General features: G+C 60.7%; 15 protein-coding genes. 9 read left to right on the top strand and 6 right to left on the bottom strand.

Going from position 1 to position 15,345, the window contains the following annotated elements; all coding sequences use genetic code 11:
• Window position 1: 1 nt before the first annotated feature.
• Window positions 2-1,165 (bottom strand): ABC transporter substrate-binding protein, encoded by a 1,164-nt coding sequence (locus GSH16_RS03065; protein WP_160851758.1) that lies wholly within the window; start codon window positions 1,163-1,165, stop codon window positions 2-4.
• 34 nt (window positions 1,166-1,199) lie between these two features.
• Entirely contained in the window at window positions 1,200-2,312 is a 1,113-nt protein-coding gene (locus GSH16_RS03060) for an ABC transporter ATP-binding protein (protein WP_160851756.1), read from the bottom strand.
• A gap of 141 nt (window positions 2,313-2,453) precedes the next feature.
• Here GSH16_RS03060 and GSH16_RS03055 point away from each other — a divergent pair, with 141 nt between their 5' ends.
• Complete coding sequence (locus tag GSH16_RS03055) at window positions 2,454-3,215, top strand: helix-turn-helix transcriptional regulator (RefSeq protein ID WP_160851754.1); 762 nt, start codon at window positions 2,454-2,456, stop codon at window positions 3,213-3,215.
• A 99-nt stretch (window positions 3,216-3,314) separates the two neighbouring features.
• Here the strand turns inward: GSH16_RS03055 and GSH16_RS03050 are convergent, their stop codons facing one another.
• Window positions 3,315-4,223 (bottom strand): SMP-30/gluconolactonase/LRE family protein, encoded by a 909-nt coding sequence (locus GSH16_RS03050; RefSeq protein WP_160851751.1) that lies wholly within the window; start codon window positions 4,221-4,223, stop codon window positions 3,315-3,317.
• Between the two features lie 108 nt (window positions 4,224-4,331).
• Between GSH16_RS03050 and GSH16_RS03045 the strand changes: the two genes are divergently transcribed.
• The 7 genes from GSH16_RS03045 (at window position 4,332) to GSH16_RS03015 (ending at window position 10,671) form a co-directional block, all read left to right on the top strand.
• Window positions 4,332-5,048, top strand: a complete 717-nt coding sequence (locus GSH16_RS03045) for a FadR/GntR family transcriptional regulator (RefSeq protein ID WP_205523948.1) — start codon at window positions 4,332-4,334, stop codon at window positions 5,046-5,048.
• A gap of 14 nt (window positions 5,049-5,062) precedes the next feature.
• On the top strand, window positions 5,063-6,265 hold the full coding sequence (locus GSH16_RS03040) for a mandelate racemase/muconate lactonizing enzyme family protein (RefSeq protein ID WP_160851747.1): 1,203 nt from the start codon (window positions 5,063-5,065) through the stop codon (window positions 6,263-6,265).
• Between the two features lie 26 nt (window positions 6,266-6,291).
• Window positions 6,292-7,266 carry a sugar ABC transporter substrate-binding protein gene (locus tag GSH16_RS03035; protein ID WP_160851745.1) on the top strand — a complete coding sequence of 325 codons (975 nt, stop codon included), beginning with the start codon at window positions 6,292-6,294 and terminating at the stop codon, window positions 7,264-7,266.
• Window positions 7,267-7,337: 71 nt separating this feature from the next.
• A complete protein-coding gene (locus GSH16_RS03030; protein WP_160851742.1) occupies window positions 7,338-8,324 on the top strand; it encodes an ABC transporter permease in 987 nt (328 codons plus the stop codon).
• Window positions 8,321-9,055, top strand: coding sequence for an ATP-binding cassette domain-containing protein (locus GSH16_RS03025; RefSeq protein ID WP_160851740.1), 735 nt, complete (start codon window positions 8,321-8,323; stop codon window positions 9,053-9,055). The genes GSH16_RS03030 and GSH16_RS03025 overlap by 4 nt, the downstream gene beginning before the upstream one ends.
• 10 nt (window positions 9,056-9,065) lie before the next feature.
• The gene (locus GSH16_RS03020; protein WP_160851738.1) at window positions 9,066-9,827 is read left to right on the top strand and encodes an SDR family oxidoreductase; all 762 of its coding nucleotides are present in this window, start codon (window positions 9,066-9,068) and stop codon (window positions 9,825-9,827) included.
• Window positions 9,805-10,671, top strand: a complete 867-nt coding sequence (locus GSH16_RS03015) for an aldose 1-epimerase (RefSeq protein ID WP_160851735.1) — start codon at window positions 9,805-9,807, stop codon at window positions 10,669-10,671. The genes GSH16_RS03020 and GSH16_RS03015 overlap by 23 nt, the downstream gene beginning before the upstream one ends.
• 231 nt (window positions 10,672-10,902) lie before the next feature.
• On the opposite strand, the gene fcl is transcribed toward GSH16_RS03015, so the two are convergent.
• The 3 genes from fcl to GSH16_RS03000 all read right to left on the bottom strand — a co-directional run bounded on the left by fcl (window position 10,903) and on the right by GSH16_RS03000 (window position 14,123).
• Window positions 10,903-11,862: a GDP-L-fucose synthase gene (gene fcl, locus GSH16_RS03010; RefSeq protein WP_160851733.1), complete on the bottom strand. Its 960-nt coding sequence runs from the start codon at window positions 11,860-11,862 to the stop codon at window positions 10,903-10,905.
• A gap of 4 nt (window positions 11,863-11,866) precedes the next feature.
• Window positions 11,867-12,988 (bottom strand): GDP-mannose 4,6-dehydratase, encoded by a 1,122-nt coding sequence (gene gmd, locus GSH16_RS03005; protein ID WP_160851731.1) that lies wholly within the window; start codon window positions 12,986-12,988, stop codon window positions 11,867-11,869.
• A gap of 388 nt (window positions 12,989-13,376) precedes the next feature.
• Window positions 13,377-14,123, bottom strand: coding sequence for a glycosyltransferase family 2 protein (locus tag GSH16_RS03000; protein ID WP_160851729.1), 747 nt, complete (start codon window positions 14,121-14,123; stop codon window positions 13,377-13,379).
• Between the two features lie 335 nt (window positions 14,124-14,458).
• Between GSH16_RS03000 and GSH16_RS02995 the strand changes: the two genes are divergently transcribed.
• Window positions 14,459-15,259, top strand: coding sequence for a GntR family transcriptional regulator (locus tag GSH16_RS02995; protein ID WP_160851726.1), 801 nt, complete (start codon window positions 14,459-14,461; stop codon window positions 15,257-15,259).
• The last annotated feature ends 86 nt before the right edge of the window (window positions 15,260-15,345 follow it).

Raw genomic sequence — 15,345 nt, 5'->3', positions numbered from 1 at the left:
GTCAGGCCGACTTGAACCGTGCGAGCAGTTCCGCGCGGTTCGGGTCGGTGAGCGTCGCAGCGGCGCCGAATTCGAGCGCGTTCAGGAGGTCGGCGGCCGGGTAGAGGATCGGGTCTTCCAGCAGGTCCGTCGGCAGCAGCGCATTGGTGCGGGCATCTGCGGATGGGTAGCCGTGGGCCAGAACCTCCTTGGCGTTGACTTCCGGGTTGAGCAGGAAGTCGATCAGCGCATAGGCCGCGTCCAGATGCGGGGCGCCTTTCGGGATCGCGTAATAGTCCGACCAGAGCTCGCCACCTTCCTTGCCGAGCACATAGGCGATTTCCGGCATGTCGGTGTTCAGCTGTTTGCCGTCGCCGGTCCAGCACATGGTCATCCAGGCGTCGCCATTGCGCATCGGCGGCTGGTAGTCCGACGAGATCGCGAACAGGTGCGGCTTGGCTTCAAGCAGCAGTTTCTCCGCGTCCGCCAGCTCGTTCGGATCGACCGAGTTGAAGGAGTATCCGAAATATTTCAGCGCGTTGCCGATGGTGGTGAGCTGGTAGTCATGGACCATCGTGCGGCCGGAATAGCCGTTCATGGTCAGGTCCCAGAATTCTTTCCAGGTGGTGGGGACAGGCGCGCCGTCAAGCTTGCTGGTGTTGACCGCGAAACCAGTCGTTCCCCAGTTCTTCGGAACCGCATAGAGCGTGCCGTCGACGGTGCCGGCGTCGGAGAAACGCTGCTCGAACGCAGAGGCGTCGTAGTTCGGCAGGCGCGCGGTATCGAGCGGCGTGATCAGGTCTTCGCCGACATAGGTCGTGATCGTGTAGTTGGTCGGGACGAACACGTCCCAGCCCGATCCGCCGGCCTGCAGCTTGGCGAGCATCTCCTCGTTGGAGCCGAAGACATTGACCTGCACATGCGCGCCGGTGGCTTCGGTGAAAGCCTCGAAATTCATCTCGTCATGATAGTTCGGCCAGGTGGCGAGGATCACGCGGTCGCCAATGTCACCGGCCGCGAAAGCCGGGCGCGGGCGAAGGCCGGGCATGGCAGCGCCGAGCACGGTGGTGGCCACGCCAAGGCCGGTCACGCCGAGGAAGTGCCGCCGCGACACCGAGCCTTTCTGGTAGCGGCGAAGCTCTTCCATGAACTTCTGTTTTGAAATGGTCCCATTATCCTTGGTCATCGAGAGCCTCTCTGTTGTCTGATGTCGGGAGTTTTCATTTTTCCAGGACAAGCTGGGCGGTATCGTTCCAGGAAACGAATGCCTGCTCTCCTGCATTGAACGTTCCCTCGTTCAATTCCGCTTGGCGCGGCACCAGCACGAGGATGTCTCCAAGTGCATCGCTGTGCGCCAGATACTCTGTATGTTCGCCAAGGAAGATCCGGTTGCGGATCGCGACCGGGAAGGCGCTGCCCGTGGCCGGCGCAGCCCGGGTCAGGGCAATCTGTTCGGGCCGGATGCTGACGCAGACTTCTTGTCCGGGCGAGAAGAGCGTGTCGCTTGTGCCCTGAAGGGTCGGTCCGCCCTTGAGCGTCAGTGTGACGCTGTTCCCGGCCGTGTCGGCAACCGTCGCGTCGAAGAAATTGGAGGTGCCGACGAAGCCCGCAACATAGCGGCTGCGCGGCGCGTCATAGAGATCGCGCGGACTGCCGACCTGTACGATCCGGCCACCCTCCATCACGCAGATCCGGTCGGACATGGACAGGGCTTCTTCCTGATCGTGGGTGACGAGGACGAAGGTGATTCCCAGCTGCCGCTGCAGATTTTGCAGCTCGAACTGCATTTCCTTGCGCAGCTTCCGGTCGAGCGCGGCCATCGGCTCGTCGAGAAGGAGCAGTTTGGGCTCGTTCACGATGGCGCGGGCCAGAGCGACACGCTGCTGCTGGCCGCCGGACATCTCCCAGATGCGGCGCGGTCCGAAATCGCCGAGCCGGACTGTTTCCAGCGCCTGTTCAACCTTGGTCGAGATTGTCGAGCGGTCGATCCGGGGGCGGCGCTGGCGCAGCCCGTAGGCAATATTGTCGAACACGCTCAGATGCGGAAACAGCGCATATTGCTGGAAGACCATGTTGACCGGACGGTGATGCGCGTCGAGGTCGTTCACAACCTGACCATCGAGCAGCACCTCGCCCTCGGTTGGCTTTTCAAACCCGGCAAGCATGCGCAGCGCGGTGGTTTTCCCGCATCCCGAGGGGCCGAGGAATGACAGGAACTCGCCTTCGCCGATGGTCAGGTTCAGGTCTTTCGCCGCGACAACATTTCCGAATGTCTTGGTTACTGCGCGGAGTTCCGCGATGTGGCGCGTGGCGGCGCGGTCTTCAAGGCCCATATATATTGCCGTTTTCCCATTGTCTGAATTTCGGGCGCCGGACGGCATACCACTTCAACGGAAAAAAATTAGCAGTTTTCCGAAAGTAATGTATATACCACAAATAGGGTATACGGGGCAGAACCGGGCAGGGAGCAGGAAGTGTACGAGTGGATGGACGAGGCCGGCCGTATCGTCTCGCAGATCGATGATGCCACCTTTCCGAACCAGTTGTCAGCGGGGTTGCGCGCCGTCGCGCCCTTTGACTTCACAGTGGTGTTCGGCCATGTGGGCAAAGAGGCGCCGATTGATCTCCATGACGATTTTCCGCGCAGCAAGCGCCGCATCTTTGTCGAGGATTATCAGGCCGGTCCCTATGTGCTCGACCCGTTCTTTCTGGCAGCGACCGAGCCGGTTGAGCCCGGGCTCTACAGGATGCGGGACATTGCTCCGGACCGCTTCTATCAGGGCGAATATTTCCGGAGCTACTACAAGCGCACCGGCCTTGCCGAGGAGGTTGGATACTTCATCGATGTGCCGCGTGTCGGGATGGTTGTCGTTTCGCTCATGCGGGCGGCAAAACCGTTTTCCGCCAAGGAGATCCGCAACCTGCGCGCGCTGTGGCCGTTTGTGCGCGCCGCCTGCCAGAAACACTGGGCGGACTTTCCGAACATGGCGGATGGACATGGAAGTGTTGACGGGCGCGTCGACCATGCGTTTCAGGCGTTCGGCAAAGGCGTGCTGACGCCCCGCGAACGGGAGGTTGTCGAGTTCACCCTGAAAGGCCATTCCGCCGACGCCGTTGGGGACATTCTGGGGATCTCGCCGGGGACCGTGCGCATCCACCGCCGGAATATCTACGGCAAGCTGCGGATCAATTCGCAAGGCGAACTCTTTTCCCGATTCATCGAAACGGTTCTGTAGAGGACGTGCGCCTTTCCGCCAATGCGCTAAAGGGCTGTGGCGGCGGGTCCTATCTGTCAGGTTCCCCCCGACGGCAGTCGACGCCAGATCAGTCCCGCGTCAGGCGGGCACCGACACGCCGAACTGATGTGCAAGACAGCCTTTGGCGCCGACATCGACCGCGACCAAGGCGCCTTCGGCCGGGCGGTCGCGGAGCGCGTCCGGACCCATCGTGAAACGGGCAGACGTGACGAAGAGCCGGTCAAGGCCGGGACCTCCGAATGCGCAGCTTGTCGGCCAGGTCACGGGCAGATCGACCTCCGACAAAACGGTGCCGGCGGGTGTCATGTGCAGAAGGCTTGCCCCACCCACCACGCGGCAGTTCCAGATATTGCCATCGGCATCCTGAGCCGACCCGTCAGGCAAGCCGCGCGGGTGATCCTCCAGAAGGATTTGGCGGTCGGAGAGCACGCCTGTCCCGGGGGCGCATGCGAAGGAATAGATACAGTTGGTCAACGTGTCGGCAGTGATCAGGCGTCCGTTCGACCAGATCAGAGTGTTGGTGATCCCGAAGGACGGTTCGGAGATTCGCGTCACCCCGCCATCTGCCGTCACTCTGTAAAGGGCGCCGGTCGATGCCGTCAGATCCCTCGGTGAGCCGTCGCGATTCAGGTTGTTCTGCATCGTCCCGACCCAGAAGGCGCCGTCCGGTCCGACAACCCCTTCATTGAGGCGGTTGTCCGGCTTGTCGGGCTCGGGGCGGGCAAACAGTGCGAAGGCCAGATCTGGATGCCAGCGCGCGATGTCGCGGCTGAGGCCGACGACGAACCCGCCATCCGCGGCCAGCCCGATCGAGGTGACGAAGTCCGGCGCAGGCCATGTCCGGTGCCGCGCCCCGTCCGGATCGCAGGCGTGAATCGCCCGGCCCACAATATCGACCCAGAACAGCTGGTTGCGGCGGTGGTCCCAGATGATGCTCTCACCAACCGTATTTTCCACCGCCAGCAGGATTTTGGCGTCTCCGTCCATTCAGGGCCTCTTTTCGAAAGTTTTTGACAGACAGGTATACGGTAACTTATATCCGAAAATATGCAAACCTGTATGATAGGTTTGATCGAGCCAGAAAGAGGAGCGGCGGTGCAAGCAGAGGTGCCACAGGCGAAGGGAAATACCGGACTTGTCGGCGGAGCGATCAGCGCGATCACGGCGCATATCCGCGACGGCGAGCTGTCGCCGGGGGACAAGCTGCCCTCGGAAAGCGTCTTCGCCCGGGACCTGGCGGTCAGCCGGACCGTGGTGCGGGAGGCTTTCCGCAGTCTGGCTGCCATGCGCCTGATCGAGGTCAGCACCGGCAAACGGGCAACGGTCGCCAAACTGGATCACACCGCGATTTCGCCCCTCATCGAACATGGGGTCTCGACCGAGCAGATTTCGATCCTTCAGGTCTATGATGTCCGGCGGACCATTGAGACCCGCACGGCGACGCTGGCCGCCCTGCACCGGACCGGCGCGCAGTCGCGTGAGATCGCGGCCCTCGCGGAGACGATGCAGAACAGCTTCCTCGACCCCGCGGCGATGATGGAGGCCGATATCGGCTTCCATCTGGCCATTGCCCGGGCCGCGAAGAACCCGATCTATCCGCTTATCGTCGGCGCCTTCGAAGGCGTGACCCGCCAGACATGGCCGGTCGGCTGGAAGAGCCGCAGCAGCGAAAGCGAGCAGCATCACATGCTCGACATCCACAGCGATCTGGCGTCGGCCATCGCGGCGGGCAATCCGGAACAGGCGGCCGAACTCATGGCCCTGCATTTTGACGCAAGTGTGCGCGCCCTGCTCGCCGCGGGCATCTCCTGAAGGCATTCGAACTGATGAAGATCACCAAGATAGAAACCATTCGCATCGAAGAGCGGCCCAATCTCTTGTGGGTTCACGTCCATACTGACGAGGGGCTGGTCGGCCTCGGCGAGACGTTCTTCATCGCCGAGACGGTCGAGACCTATCTTCACGAATATGTCGCGCCGCGGGTCATCGGCCGCGATCCGCTGCAGATCGACCTGCTGGCCAGCGAGTTGGTGGGCTATCTCGGTTTCCGGTCGTCCGGAGCGGAAGTGCGCGGCAACTCGGCCTTCGACATCGCCTTGTGGGACCTGTTCGGCAAGGTGACAGGCCAGCCGGTCGCCCAACTCCTTGGCGGGTTCTCCAAGCCCGAAATCCGTACCTATAACACTTGCGCCGGAACCGAATACATCAAGAAGGCGACAGGCCAGCAATCGGACAATTACGGGCTGGCGGCCAGCACCGACTATGACGATCTGAACGGCTTCCTGCACCGCGCCGACGAACTGGCCCTGTCGCTCTACGAGGAAGGCATCACGGCCATGAAGATCTGGCCGTTCGACATGGCCGCCGAAAAGTCGCGCGGACAGTATATATCGGGACCGGACCTTGATGCCGCGCTGGAGCCGTTTCGCAAGATCCGCGAAGCGCTGGGCAACAAGATGGACATCATGGTCGAGTTCCACTCGATGTGGCAGCTGCTGCCGGCCATGCAGATCGCGCGCGAGCTGGCGCCGTTCAAGACCTTCTGGCACGAAGACCCGATCAAGATGGACAGCCTGAGCAGCCTGAAGCGCTATGCAGAGGCCAGTACGGCCCCCATCTCCGCATCCGAGACACTCGGTTCGCGCTGGGCGTTCCGCGACCTTCTGGAAACCGGTGCCGCGGGCGTGATGATGCTCGACATTTCATGGTGCGGCGGGTTGAGCGAGGCGCGAAAGATCGCCGCCATGGCAGAGGCGTGGCATCTGCCCGTGGCCCCGCATGACTGTACCGGACCGGTGGTGCTTGGCGCCTCGACGCACCTGTCGCTGAACGCGCCGAATGCGCTGGTACAAGAGAGCGTCCGGGCTTTCTACAAGACCTGGTACCGCGATCTGGTCACCGCCTTGCCCACCGTCACCAACGGCATGATCACGGTTCCGCCCGGCCCCGGGCTGGGTATGGATCTCAATCCCGAACTTGACAGGGCCTTCACCGTCCTGCGGCGGGAAACAACCGCGTCCGACATCTGACGCATTACTCTGGGAGGAGAAAACTGATGAAGAAACTGCTCGGTGCAACAGCGCTGGCCACCGCGCTTCTGGCGGGGCCGGTCGCGGCGGAGGGGCCGATGAACATCGTGTTCACGCACCATTCCTCTGCATCCAACCCGTTCTGGCAGGCCGTGAAGAAGGGCTTTGACGATGCCTGTGCCAAGATCGAGGCGAACTGCCAGATGATCTTCACCCAGACGGAAGGTGCGATCGACCAGCAGGCGGCGAACATGATGGCCGCGCTGGCCGGCAACCCTGACGCGCTCCTGACCTCGATCGTCGACAATAACGCGTTCGACGACATCATCCAGCGGGCCGTGGACAATGGCGTCATCACCATGGCGGTCAATGTCGATGATACAGAGGGCGCGGACGGCAATGCGCGCGCATCCTTCGTCGGTCAGGGCTTCATTCCGGCCGGCTATTCGCTCGGCAAGAAAATGTCCGAATTCTTCCCCGCCGAAGGGCCGATCAAGGCCGTGGTGGGCATTTCCGCCCCGGGCCAGAACTGGTCCGAGCAGCGCGGTGCCGGCGTGATGCAGTTCCTGGAAGAATTCAAGGCCGCCAACCCTGACCGGGAGGTCGAGATCGTCCGCCTCGACACCGGCACGGACGGTGCTGTCGTGGCCGAACGTGTCGGGGCCTACCTGAACGCAAACCCCGACACGACCGCTTACTTCGATACAGGCCTCTGGCATGCCTACGTCGCTCAAGTCCTGGCAGACCGCGGCGTGGAACCTGGCACAGTCCTGATGGGCGGTTTCGATATCGTAGCCGAAGTGCTGCAGCAGATGGAAGCCGGATACATTCAGGTCCAGGTTGACCAGCAACCCTACATGCAGGGCTTCATTCCGGTCATGCAGGCCTATCTCGCCCATACCGTCAACCTGTCGCCGGCTGATGTCGACACAGGTCAGGGCATTGTTCTTGCAGAAGATGTCCCTGCGCTTTGGGACCTTGCCAAGCAGGGCCTCCGCTGACGGACCGGCCGGACCGCAGGCTGTCTCCGTTGCCTGCGGTCCGGTCCCGCTTTCCCAAGGACCAACCTTTCATGAAACGTTTCCTGAAAATCTATCTGGAGAAGCCGGAGCTGGCCGGCGTGGCGTTCCTTCTTCTCCTGACCGTTGTGTTCCAGGCGCGCTCCGGCGGCGTCTTTCTGAGCGCGGCAAACCTGCAGGGTATTCTCGGCCTGTTGCCCGAGGTCGCGCTCGTCGCCGTAGGCGTGACGCTTCTGATGATCTGCGGAGAGTTCGACCTGTCCGTCGGATCTGTGTTCGCCCTCACCCCGATGGCGATGGCGGTGACGCTGGAAGCGGGTTGGCCGTTCTTGCCCGCCTTCGCACTCGGTCTTTGCGTGGCGCTGCTCGTGGGGCTGGTGAACGGTGTGCTGACGGTCCGCTTTGCCATTCCGAGCTTCATCACGACGCTTGGTATGCTTTTTGTCGCCCGCTCGATCACGGTCGTGATCTCGGGGGGCTTTCCGCCGCTCCTGCCGAACGGCGCCTTTCCCAAATGGCTCTTTGTCGCCTATGTCGGACCGGGCGACATGTTCCGCATGTCGTTCCTCTGGTTCGTGGCGATTGCCGTGCTGGTCACGCTTCTGCTGTCGCGCACGAATTTCGGAAACTGGGTCCGGGCCACGGGCGGTTTCCTTCCGGCGGCGGAATCCATGGGCATTCCGACAAAGCGGGTGAAAGTTGCCTGCTTCATGATCTGTTCGCTGCTGGCCGGATTTGCCGGCTCCTTGCAGGTGATGCGGCTGGGCGCACCGCTGCCGTCGATCGGCGAGGGACTTGAACTGCAAGCCGTCGCGGCGGCCGTTATCGGAGGCACGGCCCTGACCGGCGGGATCGGGACGATCTTCGGCGGCATTATCGGCGCGACGCTGATCCGCGTGATCGACAACGGGCTGGTCCTGTCGCAGGTGGATGCGAACTGGTTCAAGATGGTGCTCGGCGCGCTGACGGTCTTTGCCGTGATCCTGAATGCCTGGCTCCGGCGCAAGGCGAAATCCATCAAGGTGGAGACGGGCAAGTGAGCAACGAACCGATCATCCGGGTCAGGAACCTGCACAAATGGTATTCGGGCGTTCACGCGCTGAAAGGCGTGGATCTGGACTTCCATCGCGGCGAAACCGTGGGCCTTGTCGGGGACAATGGCGCGGGAAAATCCACCCTCATCAACATCCTGTCGGGCACGCAAGCGCCAACGGAGGGAGAGATTTTCTTCGAGGGCAAGAAGGTCCGGTTCAAGGGACCTGCCGATGCGATGGAAGCCGGGATCGAGACGATCTACCAGTACAATTCGATGGTCCCGACAATGTCGATCGCGCGCAACATGTTCATCGGGCGCGAGCCGTTGAAATGGTCAGTTGGCGGGATCGGCATCCTCGACACCAAGAAGATGGCGGCGGAGTCGGTTCAGGCCATCGCGGATGTGGACCTGCATCTGCGCAGCCCCGATGCGCTCGTCGGCGAACTGTCCGGCGGCCAGCGTCAGGGGGTCGCAATCGCGCGGGCGATGCATTTCAAGTCCAAGGTGATGATCCTCGACGAGCCGACCAACCATCTGGCGGTCAAGGAGACACAGAAGGTGCTGGGCTTCGTCAAGTCACTGAAAGAATTGGGAATACCCGGCATCTTCATCAGCCACAACATCCACCATGTCATGGAATGCAGCGACCGGATCGTGGCGATGGCGCGCGGGGAAGTGGTGCTCGACAAGCGCGTGGACGACACGAGCATGGATGAAATTCTGGATGTGCTTTGAGGGAGGGGACATGTCACGACATCAAGGGCGGAAGGTACTTCTGACAGGCGGGCTTGGCTCGCTGGGGCGGGCACAGGCCGCCAAACTGGCCGCGGATGGCGCAAGGGTCACGGTTCTGGAGCATCCCGATATCGAGGATGGCGCGCGGCGCGCCAGCGCGCTCGGGGCCGCGTTCGTCCCCTGCGATCTGAACGATCTGGACGCCGCCAGCGAAACGGTCCGTGCGGCGGCGCGGGATGCCGGCGGGTTCGACATTCTCATCAACAATGCCGCGCTCATCATCAACCGGCCCTATGATGCGTTCACCCTCTCGCAATATGAGGACCAGATCCGGGTGAATAGCTCGGCCGCCTTTGCGCTCACCACCGTCTGTGCGGAACATATGAAAGCGCAGGGGTGGGGCAGGGTGATCAATTTCACCTCCGTGACACTCAAGGGGATCCTTGACGGATATGTGCCTTATGTTGCGTCGAAAGGTGCGCTCCTGGGGCTGACGGTGACGCTGGCACGCGAGCTCGGGGCACACGGGATCACCGTGAACGGCGTCGCGCCGGGTGCCGTGGTCAGCGAGGCCGAGGCACGGGTTTTTGCCGACAAGGCACAGGACTATTCCGACTGGGTGCTGGAACAGCAATGTCTCAAGACGCGGATCGAGCCGGAGGATATTGCCGATCTGGTGTCGTTCCTCGTATCCGACGAGGCACGCCATATCACCGGGCAGAATATCGGCATCGACGGAGGCTGGCAGGGTGGCCGCGCTCCTGGAACTTGAAGATGACCGGTCGAAGGTCGCGCTTGCGCCCGAACTGGGCGGCGCGGTGGCCGGCATGTGGGCCAAGACAGGCGGGCAGGCGGTTCCGGTCCTCCGGTCGCTGGCTGGTGCTGCGTCTTTCGACCTTGCATCGAATGTCCTTGTGCCCTTCTCCAACCGGATCGGCGGCGGAGCATTCACATTTGAAGGCCGCACCTACGATGTGGCTCCGAATCTGGAAGGCGAGGCCTGTCCGATCCATGGCGACGGGTTCCAGCGCGGCTGGCAGGTCGTGCAGACGAGTGCGGCGCACGCCGTGCTCGTTCTCGACAAGGGTGACATCGGACCGTGGCGTTACTCGGCACGCCTCGACTACAGGCTTTCGCACGGTGCGCTCAGTGCCAGTCTGGCCGTGACCAACACCGGCGAACGGCTGCCCTTCGGTGGCGGGTTTCACCCTTGGCTGCCCCGGTATCAGGACACGCGCCTTGCGTTCGAAGCGAAGACCGTCTGGTTGCAGGATGTCCGATATCTGCCAACTGAAGAAGTGCCCGCGGCGGGCGATTGGGACTATGCGCAGGGACGCGCTCTTCCCGAAGGCCTGATCAACAATGCCTTCTGTGCGTGGTCCGGATCTGCCTGTGTGGAGCAACCGGCGCTCGGCATCGATGTTGCGATTACATCGCCTTTGGACACGGCCATCGTCTATTCCCCGTCATCGGCGGCGGATTTCTTCTGCTTCGAGCCGGTCAGCCATCCGGTCGATGCCCACAACATGCCGGAATTGCCGGGGCTGACAGTTCTGGAGCGCGGCGCGTGTCTGAGCCTTGTCATGGAGATAAATTGGGCCGGTCGTGACGCGTGATGATCGGGTGGCCGACCGGCTTGGAGGTGATCCCAAGCGTGCGGTTCCGGCCGATTGACGTGGCTTCATGCGTATCTAAGCCGATGGTTGGTCGAAATTGGGTATTCAACTGACCGGCCGCGCCCGTCACGAGCGTTTTTCACGACAACAAAACCTGCGGCCCAGTCGGGCATTCTCAACCAGACTAGAGGTCGAAGGACATGGCGGTTTTTTGCAGAACCGATGGAAGACCTATCCGGATTGACGTGTGCTCACGGTGTTCAAATACCAGTTGTAGGTCTCGGCGATACCCTGTTCCAAACCAATGTCCGCGCTCCAGCCAAGGCGCTTCAACCGGCTGACATCCAAGAGCTTGCGCGGGGTGCCGTCGGGTTTGCTGGGGTCGGTTTCGATCTTGCCGTCATAGCCAACAATCCGCGCAATCATTCGAGCTAGCTCCAGTATCGTGACATCTTTGCCGCTGCCCACGTTGATGTGGCTGAGCATCGGGTCCGTTTCGCGATCGTATGTTTCCTTGGGCAAATCCAGTACGAAGAGGCTTGCCTTCGCCATATCGCTCACATGGAGAAATTCACGGCGGGGCGTGCCGGTGCCCCAAATCTTAACCTCCGGCAGACCGGACATTTTCGCTTCATGGAAGCGGCGAATGAGCGCGGGCAGAACATGTGAGTTTTCAGGATGGAAATTATCGCCGGGGCCGTAAAGGTTTGTCGGCATGACCGAACGGTAGTCACGTCCATATTGCCGGTTGTAACTTTCGCAGAGCTTGATGCCGGCGATTTTTGCAATCGCGTACGGCTCGTTCGTGGGTTCGAGTTTGCCCGTCAGCAGCGCGTCCTCGACCATCGGCTGAGGTGCGAACTTGGGATAAATGCACGATGACCCAAGCTGCAAAAGCGTCTGGACGCCTGCCTCATGAGCCTGATGGATCACGTTGGCCTCGATCATCAGGTTTTCATAAATGAATTGAGCCGGATATCTTGTGTTGGCGTGGATGCCGCCGACCCTGGCAGCGGCGAGGATTACCTGATCGGGGCGTTCCGAAGCCATGAAATCGCGGACGGCCGCTTGGTGGGTCAGGTCCAACTCTTCGCTCGTTCGGGTGATGATCTTTACCCCGTCGCGCAACGCCAATGCCTGACATATCGCGTTGCCGACCATGCCGCGATGACCCGCTACATAGACCTTCATGTGCTTACCCTTCTGTGCTCACGGGCGTTTCCAGCCCATGGTCCCTCAGGAGCGCATGGCGGCGGGCGGTCTTTAGATCCTCGGCCACCATTTCGGCACACATTTCCCGGGCGGTGATTTCCGGCGTCCAGCCTAGACCTTCCTTGGCTTTGGTTGGGTCGCCGAGGAGCGTGTCCACCTCGGCGGGTCTGAAATAGCGCGGGTCGATACGCATTAATATGTCGCCGACCTTCACCGCCGGTGCCATGTCGGATGTCACCGCTGCAACCGTTGCGATCTCCTCTACGCCGGTGCCGCTGAACGCCAGTTCGATGCCCAATTCGCGCGCGGCCCAGGTGATGAACTCCCTTACGGAATATTGCACACCCGTCGCGATCACGTAATCTTCGGGCTGGTCCTGCTGGAGCATCAGCCACTGCATGCGAACATAGTCTTTGGCATGCCCCCAGTCGCGCAAACTGTCTATGTTGCCCATGTAGAGGCAGTTCTCGATCCCCTGAGCAATGTTGGCGAGCCCGCGTGTGATCTTGCGGGTGACGAACGTCTCCCCGCGCCGGGGGCTCTCGTGATTGAAGAGGATGCCGTTGCAGGCGTAGAGCCCATAGGCTTCCCTGTAGTTCACGGTGATCCAATAAGCATACAACTTGGCCACCGCATAGGGCGAGCGCGGGTGGAACGGCGTGGTTTCCTTTTGCGGAGCCTCCTGCACCAGACCGTAGAGTTCCGACGTGGAGGCCTGGTAGAATCTCGTTTTCTTTTCCAGCCCGAGAAACCGGATCGCTTCCAGCAAGCGCAATGTGCCGAGCGCGTCCACGTCGGCGGTGTATTCGGGAGCCTCGAAACTCACTGCGACATGGGACTGCGCGCCCAGATTATAGACCTCATCCGGTTCCACCTCCCGCAGAATGCGGGTGAGGTTAGACGTGTCCGACAGGTCGCCATAGTGCAGACGGAACCGCGCATTGACGGACTGCGGACCTTCGTAAATGTGGTCAACCCGGCCCGTATTGAACAACGATGCCCGCCGTTTGATCCCGTGAACCACGTATCCTTTTTCCAAAAGGAGTTCGGCGAGATAGGAGCCATCCTGACCGGTGATTCCCGTAATAAGCGCACATTTGGACATTTTTGAATATTCCCAAAGTGATGAGTTCGCTGAATGACAAATGCTACATCTGGAACTGCGAAAAGTATTGCGGAAAGGAGCCGCACGGACTTTCTGAAATAGGAAACCGAATTGAGCAGCGGCATTGTGTTTGGTGCACGTCCGTTCGAATTTGCGATTGTTCTGTTCAGGATTTGACGGTGATTTAAGTGAATCTTGTCCTAACCCGGATCTACGAAACTCGGACTTGAGACGCTCTGAAGCCAAGTCCGATCAGCTGTTCTTGATGGTCAGGGTGGAAAGCGTCGTTGACCGCAACGGCGTGACGGAAGCTTTCCAACCGGCTCAGAGGCAAGGCACGGTTTCAGCTCCCCCTCGGGCCAGACCGTTAAGTCTGATTTGCTCGGAGTTATCGCGGCAAGAATTGTTTCAGCTTTGACACGTTCTTCATCATCAAGGTGATCGGCCCACCCACCCCATTGCGGCGGATCGCGCGATAATCCTCTGTCGATTTGCGCATGATCCGCCCGACGTCGCGGTTGCTTTCGCCGCCGAGCCGCATCTTGTAGAGCACCTCCGGGATGTAAGCGGATCCGGATCCTGTCTGCGAGAAGTACCGCAAAATGAAATCGTAATCCGCAGCGATCCGGAAACCTGTGTCGAACTGTCCGAACCGATCGTAGACCGAACGGCGCAGGTAGAGCGTGGGATGCGCTGGCATCCAGCCCCATTTCAGGCGTTTCGGTGAATAGGGTCCGGTGGCCCAGCGCCGGACGATGCGTGACGTATCTGATTGAGAGACATAGTCGAGATCGCTGTATACAGCTTCGACGGCGGGGTCGGAAAAAGCCTCTGCGATCCGCGACAAGACACCTGGATGTGCCAGATAGTCGTCGCTGTGCAGGAACCCAACCACATCACCGGACGCCTGCGCGATCCCTTTGTTCAAAGCGTCGTAAATGCCCGTGTCCGGTTCACTGACCAGAACCATCCGGTCATGCGCGGCGGCGTCTATGGCCGCCAGTGATCCGTCTTTGGATTTGCCTTCTATGACCAGATGCTCGACGTCCCGATAGTCTTGTATCGCGACACTGCTAATGGCTTCGCCTACGGTGCCCTCGGAATTGTAGACCGCTGTGACAATCGATATTTTCATCGTGCGCGTTCCAAAAGTCGGTTCACCCCAAGACCGAAGTCCATAATGCGTGATCCTCTCACCGTCTGAACCAACTCTAGCCGGTTTTCACGTGAGGCGGGATTGCGAGTGCCAAACTCCTTTGGCGCATTTTCGGGGTGCCTTCTGTAAACCGTTCGGACCGTGTTCTATTTCTTTCCCGACTAAAATTTGGTTTCCGCCGTGTAAAACGCGCGTTTGACCATTGCTTTTGTGTCCAACGTCCCTGCTTTCTCACTGGGAATGATCGCTCCTCCCCCCTATCCCTCCCAGCGCCGATCTGCTAAAGGCATAATGTTATAAAGTGGAGAGTCGCGTTGCCCGACCTGCAAACCGTGGATACGTCGCCGGACATCGAGGTTCGGGCTCTGGACCGCAAGAGCGCGGTGCCGCTTTACCACCAGCTCTTCATCGACCTGCGCCGCCAGATCCTCGACGGGCGCTGGAAGCCGGGGCATCCGTTTCCGAAGGATAGCGACATCGAGGCCGCCTATGATGTCAGCCGTATCACTGTGCGGCAGGCCGTGTCGCAGCTGGTTGATGCGAACCTCGTTCTGCGGTTTCGTGGGCGGGGATCGTTCGTCTCCAGCCTTATCCGCTCTGACGCGCCGGTGAACCACCGCCTGGTGCGCGACGAGATCCGCGCGCTCGGCATGAAGCCGAGCCACAGGAACCTCGGCCCGATCGAGATTTTCGAAGTGTCCGACCTGACCGCCAAGCAGATGCATTGCGAGATCGGCGACGAGGTGCAGATCCTGCAGCGGCTCCATCTGGCTGATGACCGGCCGTTCTGCACGGAATCCATCATGCTGTTGAAGGACCGTTATGACGGGATCTTCGATCGCGTCGTGAGCGGCAAGGAAGAACTGACCGACGCCTACAAGCGGTTCGGTGTGAATGTCGTGAAGAGCGAACAGACCGTCAACGCGATGATGCCATCCGAGGAGCGGCGCGAAAAGCTCGGCATGCCCGATGGTGTGCCGGCGCTGGTGGTGGAGCGAATCGGCTTCCTCGACACCAACGAACCGGTGGATGTGCGCCGACTTTATTATCGCGGGGACCGGTTCTCGCTGCGGCAGGAAGTGCTCTGGCCGTCACCGGAAGACACTCGAATCTAAGCAAAATTCGCTCCCTGAGGATCCTCGGACTTTGGGCTTTAAAAGATATAACTTTATATCTAATATAAGTTTTAGATAAGGGAGGA

The sequence above is a fragment of the Oceanomicrobium pacificus genome (genome assembly GCF_009833495.1).
Lineage (GTDB): Bacteria > Pseudomonadota > Alphaproteobacteria > Rhodobacterales > Rhodobacteraceae > Oceanomicrobium > Oceanomicrobium pacificus.
The sequence above is the reverse complement of the archived record's forward strand: the minus strand, read 5'-3'. Positions and strand labels throughout refer to the sequence as shown.

Excerpts from the sequence above, each read along its gene's own strand:
- GSH16_RS03065 (WP_160851758.1), bottom strand. The coding sequence starts at position 1,165 with ATGACCAAGGATAATGGGACCATTTCAAAACAGAAGTTCATGGAAGAG.
- GSH16_RS03060 (WP_160851756.1), bottom strand. The coding sequence starts at position 2,312 with ATGGGCCTTGAAGACCGCGCCGCCACGCGCCACATCGCGGAACTCCGC.
- GSH16_RS03050 (WP_160851751.1), bottom strand. The coding sequence starts at position 4,223 with ATGGACGGAGACGCCAAAATCCTGCTGGCGGTGGAAAATACGGTTGGT.
- GSH16_RS03040 (WP_160851747.1), top strand. The coding sequence starts at position 5,063 with ATGAAGATCACCAAGATAGAAACCATTCGCATCGAAGAGCGGCCCAAT.
- GSH16_RS03035 (WP_160851745.1), top strand. The coding sequence starts at position 6,292 with ATGAAGAAACTGCTCGGTGCAACAGCGCTGGCCACCGCGCTTCTGGCG.
- GSH16_RS03030 (WP_160851742.1), top strand. The coding sequence starts at position 7,338 with ATGAAACGTTTCCTGAAAATCTATCTGGAGAAGCCGGAGCTGGCCGGC.
- GSH16_RS03020 (WP_160851738.1), top strand. The coding sequence starts at position 9,066 with ATGTCACGACATCAAGGGCGGAAGGTACTTCTGACAGGCGGGCTTGGC.
- fcl (WP_160851733.1), bottom strand. The coding sequence starts at position 11,862 with ATGAAGGTCTATGTAGCGGGTCATCGCGGCATGGTCGGCAACGCGATA.
- gmd (WP_160851731.1), bottom strand. The coding sequence starts at position 12,988 with ATGTCCAAATGTGCGCTTATTACGGGAATCACCGGTCAGGATGGCTCC.
- GSH16_RS03000 (WP_160851729.1), bottom strand. The coding sequence starts at position 14,123 with ATGAAAATATCGATTGTCACAGCGGTCTACAATTCCGAGGGCACCGTA.